Below are 15,284 nucleotides of genomic sequence, written 5' to 3' on the forward strand. Positions count from 1 at the left end.
CACCTCGGCCGGCACGCTGCCGCCCAGCGCCTGGATGTGGCGCACCATGGCCTGCACCGCGCCCTTGCGCAACGCCACCTCGGGCGCACCGGCCGTGGCCGGCAGGTCCACGCCGCTCATGCGCGTCTGCGCCGTGAAGGGCACCAGGCGCACGCCGGGCGCCGCGGCCTCTTCGGGCACGCCGCTGCGGCGCGCCAGCTCGACGATGCTGCGGCCCTCGGGCGTTTCATCGGCCAGCGACGCCAGCATGGCGGCACGGGCCAGGCGCTCCTTGGCGGTGCCCGGAGCGGGCAGGAACGCGCTCGCCTGGCGGTTGCCGTGCGTGATGGTGCCGGTCTTGTCCAGCAGCAGCACATCCACGTCGCCCGCAGCCTCCACCGCGCGTCCGGAGGTGGCGATCACGTTGGCCTGCATCATGCGGCTCATGCCCGCCACGCCCACGGCCGACAGCAGGCCGCCGATGGTGGTGGGAATCAGGCACACGAGGAGCGCCACCAGCGCGGTGAGCGACACGACCGTGCCCACCCCTGACGCACCCACGCTGAAGATCGAGAACGGCAGCAGTGTCACGGTGACCACGAGGAACACGATGGTGAGCGCCACCAGCAGGATGGTCAGCGCCACCTCGTTGGGTGTCTTCTGGCGCTTGGCGGCCTCGACCATGCAGATCATGCGGTCCAGGAACGACTCGCCGGGGTTTACCGTCACGCGCACCACCAGCCAGTCCGACAGCACCCGGGTGCCGCCCGTGACGGCCGAGAAGTCCCCGCCCGACTCGCGCACCACCGGCGCGGATTCGCCGGTGATGGCACTCTCGTCCACCGAGGCCACGCCCTCGATGACCTCGCCGTCCAGCGGAATCACGTCGCCTGCGTCCACCTGCACCACGTCGCCGCGGCGCAGGTTGGTGGCCTGCTCGGGCAGGAAGGTCGCGCCATGGCGCGGCTCGGCGAGCTTCTTGGCCCAGGTGTCCTTGCGCAGGCCGCGCAGCGATGCGGCCTGGGCCTTGCTGCGGCCCTCCGCCAGCGCTTCGGCGAAGTTGGCAAACAGCACGGTGAACCACAGCCAGACGGCGATCGCCAGCACGAAGGCCGGGCGCATGCCCGTGTCCTGGGGCACCGTGAGTGCATGCAGCCAGAGCAGCGTGGTGAACAGGCTGCCGATGAACACGATGAACATCACCGGATTGCGCCACTGCACGCGGGGATCGAGCTTGGCGAACGATTGCCACAGCGCGGGCTTGACCAGCGCCGCATCGAACAGCGAAAGGGAAAGGGATGTCTTGGGGGTTGTCATGTCAGGGCCTCACTGGGGTCCACAGCATCAGGTGTTCCACGACGGGGCCCAGCGCCAGGGACGGAACGTAATTGAGCAAGCCCACCAGCAGCACGGTGGCGATCAGCAGGGCCACGAACAGCGGCCCGTGCGTGGGCAGCGTGCCGGCGGTGGCGGGCAGCCGCTTCTTGGCCGCGAGCGAGCCCGCGATGGCCAGCACCGGCACGATCACGCCGAAGCGACCGAACCACATGGTCAGCCCCAGCAGCAGGTTGTAGAACGGCGTGTTGGCCGACAGGCCCGCGAAGGCGCTGCCGTTGTTGTTGCCCGCCGACGTGAGGGCGTAGAGGATCTCGGAAAAGCCATGGGCGCCCGGGTTGGCGATGCCGGCCTGGCCCGCCTGCGCGATCACCGCCACGGCGGCGCCCACCAGCACGAGGATGGGCGTGACCAGGATGGCCACCGAAGTGAGCTTCATCTCGCGCACTTCGATCTTCTTGCCCAGGTACTCCGGCGTGCGGCCGATCATCAGCCCCGCCATGAACACTGCGAGGATGGCGAACACCAGCATGCCGTACAGGCCCGTGCCCACGCCGCCGAAGACCACCTCGCCCAATTGCATCAGCACCATCGGCACCAGCCCGCCCAGCGGGGTGAACGAGTCGTGCATCGCGTTCACCGCGCCGCACGAGGCGGCCGTCGTCACGGCGGCGAAGAGTGCCGATGCGGTGATGCCGAAGCGCACTTCCTTGCCCTCCATGTTGCCGCCGGACTGCAGCGCCGTCATGGCCTGGTCCACCCCCAGGGCGGCGATGCGCGGGTTGCCGGCCTGCTCGGCGGGAATGACCACGGCCACCGCCACGGCGAACATCAAGGTCATGGCCGCCAGGATCGCCAGCCCCTGGCGCTGGTCGCCCACCACCCGGCCGAACGTGAAGCACAGGGCGGCGGGGATCAGGAAGATCGCCAGCATCTGCACGAAGTTGGTCAGCGGCGTGGGGTTCTCGTACGGATGGGCCGAGTTGGCATTGAAGAAGCCCCCGCCATTGGTGCCCAGCATCTTGATGGCCTCCTGCGATGCCACCGGCCCCATGGCCAGCGTTTGCGTGGCGGTGCTCGCACTCTCCGTCACCGGGTTGCCGGCCGCGTCTTTCTCGGGCTGCCCGTCGGCCGTCAGCTTCGGGTTCTGGTAGGCCGTGGCCTCCAGCGTGGCAACTTCCTTGGAGGGAGAGAAGTTCTGGATCACGCCCTGCCCCACCAGAAACACGGCGATTACCAGAGACACCGGCACCAGCACCCAGGCGTTGATGCGCACCATGTCGGCCCAGAAGTTGCCCACAAGCCCCTGGCCGTCCGTGCGGCGCGCGGCAAAGCCCCGGGCCAGCGCGAACGCGACCGCGATGCCCGTGGCCGCCGACAGGAAGTTCTGCACCGACAGTCCCAGCATCTGCGTCAGGTAGCCCATGGTGCCCTCGCCCGCATAGCCCTGCCAGTTGGTGTTGGAGACGAAGCTCACCGCCGTGTTGAAAGCCGAGTCGGGCGATACGGCAGGCATGCCCTGCGGGTTGAGCGGCAGCCAGGCCTGCAGGCGCTGCAGGCCGTACACGAACACGGCACCGATGGCATTGAACGCCAGCAAGGCCAGCGCGTAATGCCGCCAGTGCATGCTCTCTTCAGGCCGCACGCCGGCCACGCGGTACAGCGGTGACTCGGCGCTGTGCATCCACTGCGGCAGCCGGCCATCGCAGATCGCGGCCAACCATCGGCCCAGGGGCCAGGCCAGCACGAGGAGCACGAGGAGGAACAGGGCCAGCAGGCCCCAGGCGGACGCGTCCATGTCAGAACTCCTCGGCGCAGATGAGCGCGAACACCAGGTACGCGAACAGGACGACGGCCACGATGGCGCCGAAGCCGTAGAGCACGTCGAGCGCGATCACCGCGATGCTCCTTTGGGGCCGTCGAACCGGCCCAGCAGCACCACGGCCTCCGCCATGGCCACCCACAGCGCCACCAGCGCTGCAATCCACACGATGTCCATCTCTCACTCCTGCATCAAAACGATGGAATCGATTCTCGGAAGGCGCCCGTAAAAAGGGTGCACAGACTGGGGCACGGGGCGTAAACGCGCCGTAAAAATGCGTGGCGGCGGGGTGTCGTTACCGATTCTTGATGGGCGGTGCCATGCTTTTGACACCGTTTTTACGGGTGCCTGCCTACGCTTTGCGCTTTCCAACGACCGCGTGAAGCCATGACCCCTTTCCCCGTTTTCAGAGCCCTTCCCCTGGCCGCCGCCCTGTGCGCGGCCCTGCCGCTGCTGGCCCACGCCCAGTTCACGGGCAACCTTGCCCTCACGTCGAACTACAAGTTCCGCGGGCAGGACCAGGACATGCTCCGTTCGAACCAGTTCGCCAAGACCGGCGCCTTCAAGCCGGCGGTGCAGGGCGGCGTCGACTACGCCTTCGGTGACAGTGGCTGGTACATCGGCAACTGGAACGCCAGCGTGAACTGGCTGCGCGGCAACCAACTGGAGAGCGACCTCTACGGCGGCTACAAATGGAAGGCCGGTGCCACCGATCTCGACGTGGGCGCCCTCGCCTACCTCTACCCCGGCAACCGCAGCGGCAACACCACCGAGCTGTATGCCAGCGCCACCCATGCCGACGAAGCCCTGGGCACGTTCACGCTCAAGTACTCGCACACCGTGTCGGACGACTATTTCGGCTATGCGGGCGCCCGGACGGGCTCGGGCCTGTCGGGGCGCAACACGGGCTATGTGAACCTGGCGTACAGCCGCGCACTGGGCCCGCAGCTCAGCTTGAAGGCCGCCATCGGCTATACGCGAATGGCCGGAGACATCCGCCGCCTGGGATGGCCCAGCTACGTCGATTACCAGGTCGGTGCGGCCTACGACTTCGGCGGCGGGCTCTCGCTCACCGGGGCATTGCAGGGGGCCAACCGGCAGGCCGCCTATGCGGCCGCTACCGGCCCGGCAGCGGATGCCGCGCGCTACTCGCCCAACAAAGGGCGCCTCATCGTCACGCTGGCCCAGGTTTTCTGACGGAAGCGCCGCCGGCAAGGCTGGCGCAGCGGCATCTGGTCAAACAGGCCCGACGCCAAGAGATTCATTGCCTCTTTAGCTATTAAATTTATAGCAAACTATTCGGCCAGCAGCGCGGCCGGGTCGTCCGAGGCAAGCACGCCCTGCGCCCACGGCCCGAGCTTGCGGGTGTCGGCGCGCAGCACCTCCTGCTTGACCGCGAGGATCTGCGCCGGGTGCATGGAAAAGCTGCGCAGGCCCAGGCCCAGCAGCAGCCGCGTCATGGAGACGTCACCCGCCGTCTCGCCGCACACGCACACGCTCTTGCCCTGGCGCTCGCCCTCGGCAATCACCTGGGCCACCAGCTGCAGCACGGCGGGGTGCAGGGGATCGTAGAGGTGGGCCACGGCCTCGTCGGCGCGGTCGATGGCCAGGGTGTACTGGATCAGGTCGTTGGTGCCGATCGACAGGAAGTCGAAATACTTCAAGAAGCTGCGCACCATGAGCGCGGCGGCCGGCACTTCGATCATCGCCCCCAGGTGCACCGGCCCATGCGCCACGCCGCGCGCATCCAGCTCGGCGCGGGCCATCTCCACCTGGGCGAGGGTCTGCTGGATCTCGCTCACGTGCGCGAGCATCGGGAACAGCAGGTTCACCGGGCCATGCACGGCCGCGCGCAGCACGGCGCGCAGCTGCGTGCGGAACATGGCCGGATCGGCCAGGCTCCAGCGGATGGCGCGCAGGCCGAGCGCGGGGTTCAGGTAGCTGTCCTTGTAGCCCTTGTCGAGCGGCTTGTCGGCCCCCACGTCGATGGTGCGCAGTGTGACGGGCATGCCGTTCATGCCCTGCACCGCCTCGCGGTAGGCCTGGTACTGCTCCTCCTCGCCCGGCAGGTTGCCGTTGCGTCCCATGAACATGAATTCGCTGCGGAACAGGCCCACGCCCGCAGCGCCGCCGCGCAGCGCAGCGGCCGCGTCGGCAGGCTGCTCGATGTTGGCCAGCAGCTCGATCTTCTGCCCATCCAGCGTGACCGCCGGTGTATGGCGCAGGCGCGACAGGCGCTCGCGCTCCAGCGTGGTCTGGCGCTGGCGGAAACCGTATTCGGCCAGGATGATGGGCGACGGGTCCACGATCATCACGCCGGCATCGCCGTCGATGATGACCCAGTCGTCCTGCCGCACCAGCTGGCTGGCGGCCCGCGCGCCCACCACCGCGGGGATGTCCATGCTGCGCGCCACGATGGCCGTGTGCGAGGTCTTGCCGCCCACGTCCGTCACGAAACCGGCGAACACGCTCTTCTTGAACTGCAGCATGTCGGCCGGCGACAGGTCGTGGGCCACCAGCACGAGAGGCACGTCCACCGTGTCGTCCAGCAGCAGGTCCTGCTGGTTGCTGCGGCGCGGGCTGCTGGGCGGGGGCGCCACCGGGCTGGCCACGCCTTTCATGTGGCGCAGGACGCGTTCCACCACCTGCTCCAGATCGGCCTTGCGCTCACGCAGGTACTCGTCCTCCATCTCGTCGAACTGCCGCGCGATGACCTCCAGCTGGGTGGTCAGCGCCCATTCGGCGTTGTAGAGGCGGTCGGTGATCCAATGCTTGACGCCGCTCACCAGCGCCTCGTCCTGCAGCAGCATCATGTGCACGTCGAGAAGCGCCGCCAACTCGGGGGGCGCATCGTGCGGCATCTCGGCCTGCAGGCGCTGCAGTTCCTCCACCACGGCGTTGCGGCCGTTGCGCACGCGCACGATCTCCGCGCCGACCTGGTCCGCCTCGATGAAATAGTGCGCCACGTCCACGCGGCTCGAGGCGACCAGCACGGCGCGCCCGATGGCAATGCCGCGGGCTACCGCCAGACCGTGGACGGCGAACGTCATGGCGCTGGCGCTCCGGACCTGTCCGCGGCATGCGCAGGCTGGCAGGCGGCGCGGCAGGCGATCAGCGCGGCCCGCACATCACTCCCCTTCGCCGAACTTGCCGTCGATCAAGGCCCGAAGCGCATCCATGGCTTCCTGCTCCTGCGCGCCGTTGGTCTCCAACTCGACCGTCGAGCCCAGCCCGGCGGCCAGCATCATGACGCCCATGATGCTCTTGGCATTGATGCGCCGCTCGCCCTTGGCCAGCCAGACATCGCACGGAAAACTGCCTGCCAGCTTCGTGAGCTTGGCGGACGCCCGGGCGTGCAGGCCCAGCTTATTGCTGATGGTGATGGTCGTCTTGATCATGGTGGGAACGTCGTATCTGGTTCTGCGGGGCCGAGATCGCCACCTGCATCACGCCCTGGGTGCCGCCGACCACCGCGCGCGAAACGAGCGCCTCCAGCGGTTCGTGCCGGTAGCTCACGGTGCGCAGCAGCATGGGCAGATTCACGCCGGTGACCAGCCGTGAGTGCTCGCCATCCACCAGGCGCTGCGCGACATTGCATGGGGTGGCGCCGAACACGTCGGTCAGCACCAGCGTGGGCGAATCGCCGTCGTGCGAAGCCAGCAGGATGCGGGCGGTGGCCAGGGTCTCTTCGGGCGGCGTGTGGGGATGCACGTCGAACGCGAGTACCTCGTCGCCGCAGTCGGGGAAAACATGGAGAGCGCACTCGCGCAGCGCATGGGCCAGCGGGGAGTGGGCAATGATGAGGATGCGCGTGCTCATGGGGCGATGGAGTGAACCGCATTATGGCGCCGCGTGCAACCTTCGCTGGGCATTCGCAGCCCGCGCGCAAGGCCTGAGGAAGCAGAGGCGACCCCGATCATGGCAGCGCCAGTCCGGCAAAGAACGTGTCCGCGACCGCCATGCTCGGGGCGTCCGTATAAACCACCGCGTGGTACAGGCGCGCCTGCCGCCCTTCCATGCGGGCAAACCAGACAGCTTGCGCGATCACCGCACCGCCGTCGCTGCGCCGCCCCTGGGCTTGCAGCCGCACCGACTGCGGCAGGGCCAGGGCACCGGCCGGCACGAAGGCAACAGCACCGGCCTCGGCATCTCCTGCCGCCGGCGCCTGCATGCGTGCCAGCACTGCCGCCCGCCACTGCGCGAGGACAGCGCCCGCCTGCGAGGGGTCTTCGACCACCATGTGCGAAACGGCAAACGTCGCGCCATCGGCCTCGCAGCCCACCATGGCCAGATCCGCGGGCCGCCCACCCAGATCCACCGAACGTGTCGCGTGATCCGGCTTGCAAGGCAGCAGCACCGTGAGGCCGGCGCTTTCGAGCGGCACGCTGCGCCAGTTCAGCGCGGGGCTGCAGCCGGCGAGCAGCAGGGCCAGCGCAGAGGCGATACCAATTGGGCAATGCATCCGCGCATTATCCGGAGTGCCGCAATGGGCCTGCTGTGGCAAGCCGGTCCGGGGCTTCGGCTTCGCAGGATCAGCGAACTTTCGCAGGGCCTTGCGCTCCATCACCCCCAAGATCCGGACCGTCCGGCAAAATGTCGACAGACAGCTGCACGCACCGTGCAGACACAGGTGGAAAGAGCGCAATGGGCATCAAGCATTGGTTGGGCGCCGCGGCAGTGGCGGCATTCGCAGGCATCGGCGCCTTCGTGTTCCTGGGCGCCGGCACGTCCCAGGCACCGCAGTCGACCTTTGTGCTGCTGGACGGCTCCAAGAAGACCACCGCCGATCTGCACGGCCAGGTCACCCTGGTCAACTTCTGGGCCACCAGTTGCGTCACCTGCGTGGCCGAGATGCCCGAGGTCGTGGCGACCTACCAGAAGTACCGGGCACAGGGCTTCGACACCTTGGCCGTCGCCATGAGCTACGACCCACCGAGCTATGTGGTGAATTTCGCCGAAACCCGCCAACTGCCGTTCAAGGTTGCCATCGACAACACGGGCGCGGTGGCCCAGGCCTGGGGTGACGTCAAGCTCACCCCGTCCACTTTCATCGTCAACAAGCGCGGAGAGATCGTCAAGACCTATGTCGGGGCTCCCGACTTCCCCGAGCTCCATCGGCTCATCGAGCGCCTGCTGGCAGAGACCTGACCCTCGCTCCACGGCTTGGGCGGCCAACCGCCGGTTGAAGGGGCCGGGCAGAGCCCGCTACACTGGCAACTCCTTCGTTCCTAGCAACCGCCTGTGGACCAGCCCTCCGTGGCCCTGCTGACGCCGACCCTTCCTGCCGAGATGGACGCTGTGCGCGACATCTTCCGGGAATATGCCGACAGCTTGGGCATCGACCTGTATTTCCAGAACTTCGAGGCCGAACTGGCCACCCTGCCGGCGGACTATGCACCGCCGCGTGGCCAGATCCTGCTGGCGGAAGTGGACGGTGCCATCGCGGGCTGCTGTGCCCTGCGCCCCATGGACAACGCCGATTACCCCAACGCCAGCGAAATGAAGCGCCTGTATGTGCGCAAGGCATTCCGCGGTTTCGGCCTCGGCCGGCAACTGGCAGAGGCCATTCTCGATGCCGCGCGGCAAGCGGGATATGCCTGCGTGCTGCTCGATACGCTCGATGGCATGGAATCGGCCCGTGCGCTGTATGCCGACTTGGGCTTCGAAGAAATCCCGCCCTACTATCACAACCCCATCGCAGGCTCGCACTACCTCAAGGCGGATATCGATTAATGCACGGCGAGCAGGCGCCGGGACGGAGCACCCGATGCCGGGCTGCCATGACCAGCATGTTGGCTTGGCACAAAGGGCCGTGCTCCGCCTCTGGGGACCGTGCTGCCATCACCACACAACGCCTGCTGTGAGGTCACCCAGCAAACCGCATGGCGCTGGACGCGGGATGGGCAATCTCCTCTCCCATCCCCAGCCAGCGGCACTTTGTGCGTTCAGCCCTTGGCCTGTGCCAGCAACGTTGCCGCGTCGCTCACTTCGAACTTGCCGGGCGCTTCGATGTTCAGTGATGCCACCTTGCCATCTTTCACCAGCATCGAATAGCGATTGCTGCGCAGGCCCAGGCCCTTGCCGTTCAAATCCAGCGTCAGGCCCGTGGCCTTGGCAAAAGCGGCATCACCGTCCGCCAGCATGCGCACCTTGCCCTGCGTCTTCTGATCGCGCGCCCAGGCACCCATCACGAACGCGTCATTCACGCTCAGGCACCAGATCTCGTCAACACCCGCGGCCTTGAAAGCCTCGGCCTGCTCCACATATCCGGGAACATGCTTGGCGGAACAGGTTGGCGTGAAGGCACCTGGCACGGCAAACAGCGCGATGGTCTTGCCGGTGGTGGCCTGGTCCACCGCGACAGGGTTGGGGCCGAGGCTGCAACCGTCGCCTTCGACTTCGGAATATTCCATCAAGGTGATGGCGGGCAGGGTTTCACCGACTTTGATCATGCTGGGCTCCTAGGGGGTGGAATAAGGGACCTGCAGAACGCGGGCCCCCAAAAACAAAACGACCCAGCATTGTGGGTCGTTTTGAGCGGCTTTGCAGCCAACAAGCCCGTAGGGCTTGTAAGGATCTGCCAATCAGACCAGTGCGGCCTTCTGGACCAGACGGGTGGCAACCCAGTTCTTGGTCTTGGAGATCGGACGGCTTTCCGTGATCTCGATGGTGTCACCCAACTTGTATTCGCCCTTTTCGTCATGGGCGTGGTACTTGCTGGATTTCGCCACGATCTTGCCGTAGAGCTCGTGCTTCACACGGCGCTCGACCAGCACGGTCACGGTTTTCGTACGCTTGTCGCTGACCACCTTGCCAATCAAGGTGCGCTTGAGGGATTTTTTAGCTTCCGTCATGTGGGCTCCTTACTTGGCGGCTTGCTTTTCAGCAAGAATGGTCTTGGCACGAGCGATATCCCGACGGGTGATACGCAGCGTATTGGTGTTTGCCAGTTGTTGCGTGGCCTTCTGCATGCGCAGACCGAAGTGGGCCTTTTGCAAGGACTTGATTTCGGTTTCGATGCCAGCGACGTCTTTTTGGCGCAGTTCAGCAGCTTTCGTCATTTCGATTCTCCTGAATTTAAGCGCCAATTTGACGGGCCACGAACGTGGTGCGCAGCGGCAGCTTGGCAGCAGCCAGGCGGAACGCTTCACGGGCCAGTTCTTCAGGCACACCGACGATCTCGAACACCACCTTGCCGGGCTGAATTTCAGCCACGTAATACTCGGGGTTGCCCTTACCGTTACCCATCCGAACTTCGGCGGGCTTGGTAGAGATCGGCTTGTCGGGGAACACGCGGATCCAGATACGGCCGCCACGCTTCACGTGACGGGAGATCGCACGGCGTGCGGCCTCGATCTGGCGGGCCGTCAGACGACCACGGTCCGTGCACTTCAGGCCGAAGTCACCGAAGGCCACCGAATTGCCACGGGTGGCAACGCCGGTGTTACGGCCCTTCTGCTCTTTGCGGTACTTGCGGCGAGCGGGTTGCAGCATCTTTATTCTCCTTTGCCGTCCGCTGCTGTAGCGGGCGCGTCAACCTTGCGAACGCGCTTAACGGCGGTGTTATCGGCGCCACCGGCACCGGCGGGCTTGTCGCTACCGTCTGCAGGCGCCGCATTGGCACCGGCTGGACGGCGTGGACCACCACGGCCTGCACCCGGACGATCGCCACCTGGGCGGCCATCGCGACGCGGGCCACGGGGACGACGCTCTTCTTCTGGACGCGGTGTTTCCACTGCGGGCAGATCGTTGCGGCCCAGCGTATCGCCCTTGTAGACCCAGACCTTGACGCCGATGACGCCGTAGGTGGTCTTGGCTTCGGACGTGCCATAGTCGATGTCGGCGCGCAGGGTGTGAAGCGGCACGCGACCTTCGCGGTACCACTCGCAACGGGCGATTTCAATCCCGTTCAGACGGCCGGACGACATGATCTTGATGCCCTGGGCACCCAGACGCATGGCGTTTTGCATGGCGCGCTTCATGGCGCGGCGGAACATGATCCGCTTTTCCAGCTGTTGCGTGATGCTGTCGGCGATCAGCTTGGCATCGATTTCGGGCTTGCGCACTTCTTCGATGTTCACTGCGACCGGCACGCCCAGACGCGTAGCGAGTTCCTTCTTCAGGTTCTCGATGTCTTCGCCCTTCTTGCCGATCACCACGCCCGGACGTGCCGAGTAGATGGTGATGCGGGCATTCTTGGCGGGGCGCTCGATCAGGATGCGCGAGACGGCAGCGTTCTTCAGCTTGGCCTTCAGGTATTCGCGCACCTTGATGTCTTCGGCCAGCATGCCGGCGAAGTCACGGTTGCTCGCGTACCAACGGCTGGCCCAGTTGCGGCTGACCGCCAGGCGGAAGCCGGTAGGATGGATTTTCTGTCCCATAGTCTTCCTCGGGCCTTCAGTTGCCAACCGTCACGTACACATGGCACGTGGGCTTGCTGATGCGATTGCCGCGGCCTTTGGCGCGCGCGGTGAAACGCTTGAGCGTGGTGCCTTGTTCGACGTAGATGGTCTTGACCTTCAGTTCGTCGATGTCGGCGCCGTCGTTGTGCTCAGCGTTGGCGATGGCGGACTCCAGCACCTTCTTGACGATTCCTGCAGCTTTTTTTCTGCGTGAACGTCAGGATGTTCAGAGCCTGGTCGACCTTCTTGCCGCGGATCAGATCAGCGACCAGACGGCCCTTGTCGACCGACAGACGGACGCCCCGGAGGACTGCACGTGTTTCAGACATGGTCGTTCCTTACTTCTTCTGGACTTTCTTGTCCGCGGGGTGACCCTTGAAGGTGCGCGTCAGGGCGAATTCGCCCAGCTTGTGGCCCACCATCTGGTCGGTGACATACACCGGTACGTGCTGCTTGCCGTTGTGCACGGCAATGGTCAGACCGATGAAATCGGGCAGAACCATGGAGCGACGCGACCAGGTCTTGACTGGTTTCTTGTCCTTGGTCGCAATGGCCTTTTCGACCTTTGCCATCAAGTGGTGGTCAACAAACGGACCCTTTTTGAGAGAGCGAGTCATTTGTTATCCCTTACTTCTTGCGACGCGACACAATCATCACTTGTGTGCGCTTGTTGTTGCGGGTGCGATAACCCTTGGTCAAATTGCCCCAAGGATCGACTGCATGGCGGCCTTCGCCGGTGCGGCCTTCGCCACCACCGTGAGGGTGATCCACCGGGTTCATGGCCACGCCACGAACCGTTGGGCGAATACCCATCCAGCGCTTCACACCGGCCTTGCCGAGTTGGCGCAGGCTGTGCTCTTCGTTGGCGACTTCGCCGATGGTTGCACGGCACTCGATGTGGATCTTGCGCACTTCGCCAGAGCGCATGCGCACCTGGGCGTACGTGCCTTCACGGGCCAGCAGTGTTGCGGAAGCACCTGCCGAGCGTGCGATCTGCGCACCGGCACCGGGCTTGAGCTCGATGCAGTGGATGGTCGAACCCACGGGGATGTTGCGGATCGGCAACGTGTTGCCTGCACGGATCGGGGCTTCAGAGCCGCTCAGGAGCGTGCTGCCGACTTCCAGACCACGGGGGGCAATGATGTAACGGCGCTCGCCGTCGGCATAGCACACCAGAGCGATGTGGGCCGTACGGTTCGGATCGTATTCAATGCGCTCGACCTTTGCGGGGACGCCATCCTTGTTGCGGACGAAATCCACCACGCGGTAGTGGTGCTTGTGACCGCCGCCCTTGTGGCGGGTCGTGATGTGACCGTTGTTGTTGCGACCGGCCTTCTGGAACTGAGGCTCCAGCAGCGGCGCATACGCTTCACCCTTGTACAGGTGGTCACGGGTAACCTTCACCACAGCGCGTTGGCCGGGCGAAGTGGGTTTCATTTTGATGACGGCCATGATTACGCGGCCTCCCCGGACAGGTTCAGCTCTTGACCTGGTTGCAGCGTGACATAAGCCTTGCGCACGTTGTCGCGGCGGCCCATGGTCTTGCCAAAACGCTTGGCCTTGCCTTTGGTGTTCACCACAGAGACGCCCTTGACCTCGACCTTGAACATCAATTCCACAGCGGCCTTGATTTCTGGCTTGGTTGCGTTCTGCAGCACCTTGAACGTCACAGCATTGGACTTCTCGGCAACCATGGTGGCCTTTTCGGACACGATGGGAGCGACCAGCACTTGCATCAGACGACCTTCGTCAAACTTGGGCGTGCTCATGCGAACATCTCCTTGAGTTTGTCGATCGCGCCCTTGGTGACGAGCACTTTCTTGTAGTGCACCAGCGACACGGGGTCTGCGTAACGGGGTTCAACGATGAACACGTTCTTCAGATTGCGCGAAGCAAGGTACAGGTTTTCGTCCACTTCGTCGGCGATCACCATCACCGACTGCAGGTTCATCGCCTTGAACTTGTCGGCGAGCACCTTGGTCTTGGGGCTTTCCAACGTCAGCGAGTCCACCACGGCCAGACGGCCTTCGCGGGCCAGCTGCGAAAAGATCGCAGCCATACCGGCGCGGTACATCTTCTTGTTGATCTTCTGCGTGAAGTTTTCTTCAGGCAGATTCGGGAAGATGCGACCGCCCCCACGCCACAGAGGCGAGGAGGTCATACCAGCGCGAGCGCGGCCGGTGCCTTTTTGCTTGAAGGGCTTCTTGGTGGAGTGCTTGACCTGTTCGCGGTCTTTTTGAGCACGCGTGCCCTGGCGGGCATTGGCCTGGTAAGCCACCACGATCTGGTGAACCAGATCTTCGTTGTATTCGCGACCGAACACGGTTTCGGGCGCATCGAATTTCGATGCGGCCTGGCCTTGGTCATTCAGGAGTTCGAGCTGCATTAGTTCGCTCCCTTGGAAGCTTTGGCCTTGACTGCCGGACGCACCGTCACGAACCCGCCCTTGGAGCCCGGAATGGCGCCCTTGATCAAGAGCAGTTGACGCGCTTCGTCGATGCGGATGACATCGAGGTTTTGCGTGGTCTTGGTGACATCGCCCAGGTGGCCGGTCATGCGCTTACCGGGGAACACGCGACCGGGGTCTTGTGCCATACCGATGGAGCCAGGCACATTGTGCGAACGGCTGTTACCGTGCGATGCGCGCTGCGAGGCCATGTTGTGGCGCTTGATCGTGCCAGCGTAGCCCTTGCCGATCGACGTGCCTTGCACGTCCACCTTCTGGCCCACGGTGAACAGCGTCACGGGGACGGTGGAACCGACGGCGTACTGGGCGGCGACATCAGCGGTCACGCGGAATTCGCGGATCACTTCACCGGCTTCGACGCCGGCCTTTGCCAGATGGCCCGCTGCGGGCTTGGTCACACGCGATGCCTTGCGCGAACCAAACGTGACCTGCAAGGCCACGTAGCCATCGTTCTCTTGGGTTTTAACCTGGGTCACGCGGTTGTTGGACACATCCACCACCGTGACGGGCACTGCGTCCCCGTCATCGGTGAACAGACGCATCATGCCCACCTTGCGGCCCAGCAACCCTTGGGAGTTGCTTTGACTCATTGATTTTCTCCAAAACTTTCACCGCCTCGACTTCAATTGGCCAAAGCGTTTGCACAACGTTTGCACCGCCGTGCGCGAAAGAAGGTTGATAAAACTCCGCCGCCGTCACGCAAAGCGCAAAAAAAGGCGAAGCCGCAAAGTATAACGCGGACTGCTTTTGCAAGCAAGTCCGCGTTATGTGTTGGCGCGCAGCAACCGCCGCGCCCCAGAGCCGCTAAATTACTGCAGCTTGATTTCGACGTCCACGCCAGCCGGCAGGTCGAGCTTCATCAGCGCGTCCACCGTCTTGTCCGTCGGATCGACGATGTCCATCAGGCGCTGGTGCGTGCGGATTTCGAGCTGGTCGCGGCTGGTCTTGTTGACGTGCGGCGAACGCAGGATGTCGAAACGCTTCATGCGCGTCGGCAGGGGCACGGGGCCCTTGACGATGGCGCCGGTGCGCTTGGCTGTATCAACGATCTCGGCAGCGGACTGGTCGATCAGCTTGTAATCAAACGCCTTCAGGCGGATGCGGATTTTTTGCTTGGACATGGCAAGTTCCTTTGTGCCTGAGGCTTAAGCAATGATCTTGGCCCACGACGCCGGCTGCCGTACGGTACGACCGCCTTCACGGATGGCGAAGCGCAGGCCTTCTTCCATGGCGATGGGGTTGATCAGCTGACGGTGATCGACACTTGTCGCCGGCATGA

22 protein-coding genes and 1 pseudogene are annotated in these 15,284 nt (G+C 64.7%); 3 read left to right on the plus strand and 20 right to left on the minus strand.

Going from position 1 to position 15,284, the window contains the following annotated elements; translation table 11 throughout:
- From kdpB to kdpF, 3 genes are all read right to left on the minus strand, one after another.
- Positions 1-1,296, minus strand: a 1,296-nt coding sequence (kdpB, locus tag AC27IQ_RS10865; RefSeq protein ID WP_487089468.1) for a potassium-transporting ATPase subunit KdpB, incomplete at its 3' end; no start/stop codon positions are given.
- 1 nt (position 1,297) lies between these two features.
- Complete coding sequence (gene kdpA / locus AC27IQ_RS10870; protein WP_487089469.1) at positions 1,298-3,112, minus strand: potassium-transporting ATPase subunit KdpA; 1,815 nt, start codon at positions 3,110-3,112, stop codon at positions 1,298-1,300.
- Position 3,113: 1 nt separating this feature from the next.
- On the minus strand, positions 3,114-3,212 hold the full coding sequence (gene kdpF, locus AC27IQ_RS10875) for a K(+)-transporting ATPase subunit F (RefSeq protein WP_272565812.1): 99 nt from the start codon (positions 3,210-3,212) through the stop codon (positions 3,114-3,116).
- A gap of 311 nt (positions 3,213-3,523) precedes the next feature.
- Between kdpF and AC27IQ_RS10880 the strand changes: the two genes are divergently transcribed.
- On the plus strand, positions 3,524-4,333 hold the full coding sequence (locus tag AC27IQ_RS10880; RefSeq protein ID WP_487089470.1) for a TorF family putative porin: 810 nt from the start codon (positions 3,524-3,526) through the stop codon (positions 4,331-4,333).
- 98 nt (positions 4,334-4,431) lie between these two features.
- Here the strand turns inward: AC27IQ_RS10880 and ptsP are convergent, their stop codons facing one another.
- The 4 genes from ptsP to AC27IQ_RS10900 form a co-directional block, all read right to left on the minus strand.
- Positions 4,432-6,186 (minus strand): phosphoenolpyruvate--protein phosphotransferase, encoded by a 1,755-nt coding sequence (gene ptsP, locus AC27IQ_RS10885; protein WP_487089471.1) that lies wholly within the window; start codon positions 6,184-6,186, stop codon positions 4,432-4,434.
- A 78-nt stretch (positions 6,187-6,264) separates the two neighbouring features.
- Positions 6,265-6,534, minus strand: coding sequence for an HPr family phosphocarrier protein (locus tag AC27IQ_RS10890; RefSeq protein WP_272549631.1), 270 nt, complete (start codon positions 6,532-6,534; stop codon positions 6,265-6,267).
- Positions 6,503-6,955 (minus strand): PTS sugar transporter subunit IIA, encoded by a 453-nt coding sequence (locus AC27IQ_RS10895; protein ID WP_284430960.1) that lies wholly within the window; start codon positions 6,953-6,955, stop codon positions 6,503-6,505. Before AC27IQ_RS10895 ends, AC27IQ_RS10890 begins: the two co-directional genes overlap by 32 nt.
- Positions 6,956-7,052: 97 nt before the next feature.
- Complete coding sequence (locus tag AC27IQ_RS10900; RefSeq protein ID WP_487089473.1) at positions 7,053-7,598, minus strand: hypothetical protein; 546 nt, start codon at positions 7,596-7,598, stop codon at positions 7,053-7,055.
- Positions 7,599-7,780: 182 nt separating this feature from the next.
- Here AC27IQ_RS10900 and AC27IQ_RS10905 point away from each other — a divergent pair, with 182 nt between their 5' ends.
- Together AC27IQ_RS10905 and AC27IQ_RS10910 are read left to right on the plus strand one after the other, a co-directional pair.
- A complete protein-coding gene (locus tag AC27IQ_RS10905; protein WP_272565820.1) occupies positions 7,781-8,284 on the plus strand; it encodes a TlpA disulfide reductase family protein in 504 nt (167 codons plus the stop codon).
- A gap of 93 nt (positions 8,285-8,377) precedes the next feature.
- A complete protein-coding gene (locus AC27IQ_RS10910; protein ID WP_284394511.1) occupies positions 8,378-8,869 on the plus strand; it encodes a GNAT family N-acetyltransferase in 492 nt (163 codons plus the stop codon).
- Positions 8,870-9,081: 212 nt separating this feature from the next.
- On the opposite strand, the gene AC27IQ_RS10915 is transcribed toward AC27IQ_RS10910, so the two are convergent.
- The 13 genes and pseudogenes from AC27IQ_RS10915 to AC27IQ_RS10975 form a co-directional block, all read right to left on the minus strand.
- Complete coding sequence (locus AC27IQ_RS10915) at positions 9,082-9,588, minus strand: peroxiredoxin (protein WP_272565822.1); 507 nt, start codon at positions 9,586-9,588, stop codon at positions 9,082-9,084.
- Between the two features lie 132 nt (positions 9,589-9,720).
- The gene (gene rpsQ, locus AC27IQ_RS10920) at positions 9,721-9,990 is read right to left on the minus strand and encodes a 30S ribosomal protein S17 (RefSeq protein ID WP_092745113.1); all 270 of its coding nucleotides are present in this window, start codon (positions 9,988-9,990) and stop codon (positions 9,721-9,723) included.
- Between the two features lie 9 nt (positions 9,991-9,999).
- Positions 10,000-10,197 carry a 50S ribosomal protein L29 gene (gene rpmC, locus AC27IQ_RS10925; RefSeq protein WP_272549639.1) on the minus strand — a complete coding sequence of 66 codons (198 nt, stop codon included), beginning with the start codon at positions 10,195-10,197 and terminating at the stop codon, positions 10,000-10,002.
- A 16-nt stretch (positions 10,198-10,213) separates the two neighbouring features.
- Positions 10,214-10,630: a 50S ribosomal protein L16 gene (gene rplP / locus AC27IQ_RS10930; RefSeq protein ID WP_056662458.1), complete on the minus strand. Its 417-nt coding sequence runs from the start codon at positions 10,628-10,630 to the stop codon at positions 10,214-10,216.
- Positions 10,631-10,632: 2 nt separating this feature from the next.
- Positions 10,633-11,517: a 30S ribosomal protein S3 gene (gene rpsC / locus AC27IQ_RS10935; RefSeq protein WP_272565825.1), complete on the minus strand. Its 885-nt coding sequence runs from the start codon at positions 11,515-11,517 to the stop codon at positions 10,633-10,635.
- A 16-nt stretch (positions 11,518-11,533) separates the two neighbouring features.
- A pseudogene (gene rplV / locus AC27IQ_RS10940) lies at positions 11,534-11,867 on the minus strand (50S ribosomal protein L22).
- A gap of 9 nt (positions 11,868-11,876) precedes the next feature.
- On the minus strand, positions 11,877-12,155 hold the full coding sequence (gene rpsS / locus AC27IQ_RS10945) for a 30S ribosomal protein S19 (RefSeq protein WP_272565826.1): 279 nt from the start codon (positions 12,153-12,155) through the stop codon (positions 11,877-11,879).
- Positions 12,156-12,165: 10 nt separating this feature from the next.
- Positions 12,166-12,990 (minus strand): 50S ribosomal protein L2, encoded by an 825-nt coding sequence (rplB, locus tag AC27IQ_RS10950; RefSeq protein ID WP_487089472.1) that lies wholly within the window; start codon positions 12,988-12,990, stop codon positions 12,166-12,168.
- A 2-nt stretch (positions 12,991-12,992) separates the two neighbouring features.
- Positions 12,993-13,307 (minus strand): 50S ribosomal protein L23, encoded by a 315-nt coding sequence (gene rplW / locus AC27IQ_RS10955; protein WP_272549645.1) that lies wholly within the window; start codon positions 13,305-13,307, stop codon positions 12,993-12,995.
- The gene (gene rplD / locus AC27IQ_RS10960) at positions 13,304-13,924 is read right to left on the minus strand and encodes a 50S ribosomal protein L4 (RefSeq protein ID WP_092745107.1); all 621 of its coding nucleotides are present in this window, start codon (positions 13,922-13,924) and stop codon (positions 13,304-13,306) included. The genes rplW and rplD overlap by 4 nt, the downstream gene beginning before the upstream one ends.
- Positions 13,924-14,595, minus strand: coding sequence for a 50S ribosomal protein L3 (rplC, locus tag AC27IQ_RS10965; RefSeq protein WP_272549647.1), 672 nt, complete (start codon positions 14,593-14,595; stop codon positions 13,924-13,926). Before rplC ends, rplD begins: the two co-directional genes overlap by 1 nt.
- Positions 14,596-14,814: 219 nt before the next feature.
- Positions 14,815-15,126 (minus strand): 30S ribosomal protein S10, encoded by a 312-nt coding sequence (gene rpsJ / locus AC27IQ_RS10970; RefSeq protein WP_005796953.1) that lies wholly within the window; start codon positions 15,124-15,126, stop codon positions 14,815-14,817.
- Positions 15,127-15,150: 24 nt separating this feature from the next.
- Positions 15,151-15,284, minus strand: a 134-nt coding sequence (locus tag AC27IQ_RS10975; protein WP_487089474.1) for an EF-Tu C-terminal domain-related protein, incomplete at its 5' end; no start/stop codon positions are given.

Source organism: Acidovorax sp. KPB24-07 (assembly GCF_057543315.1).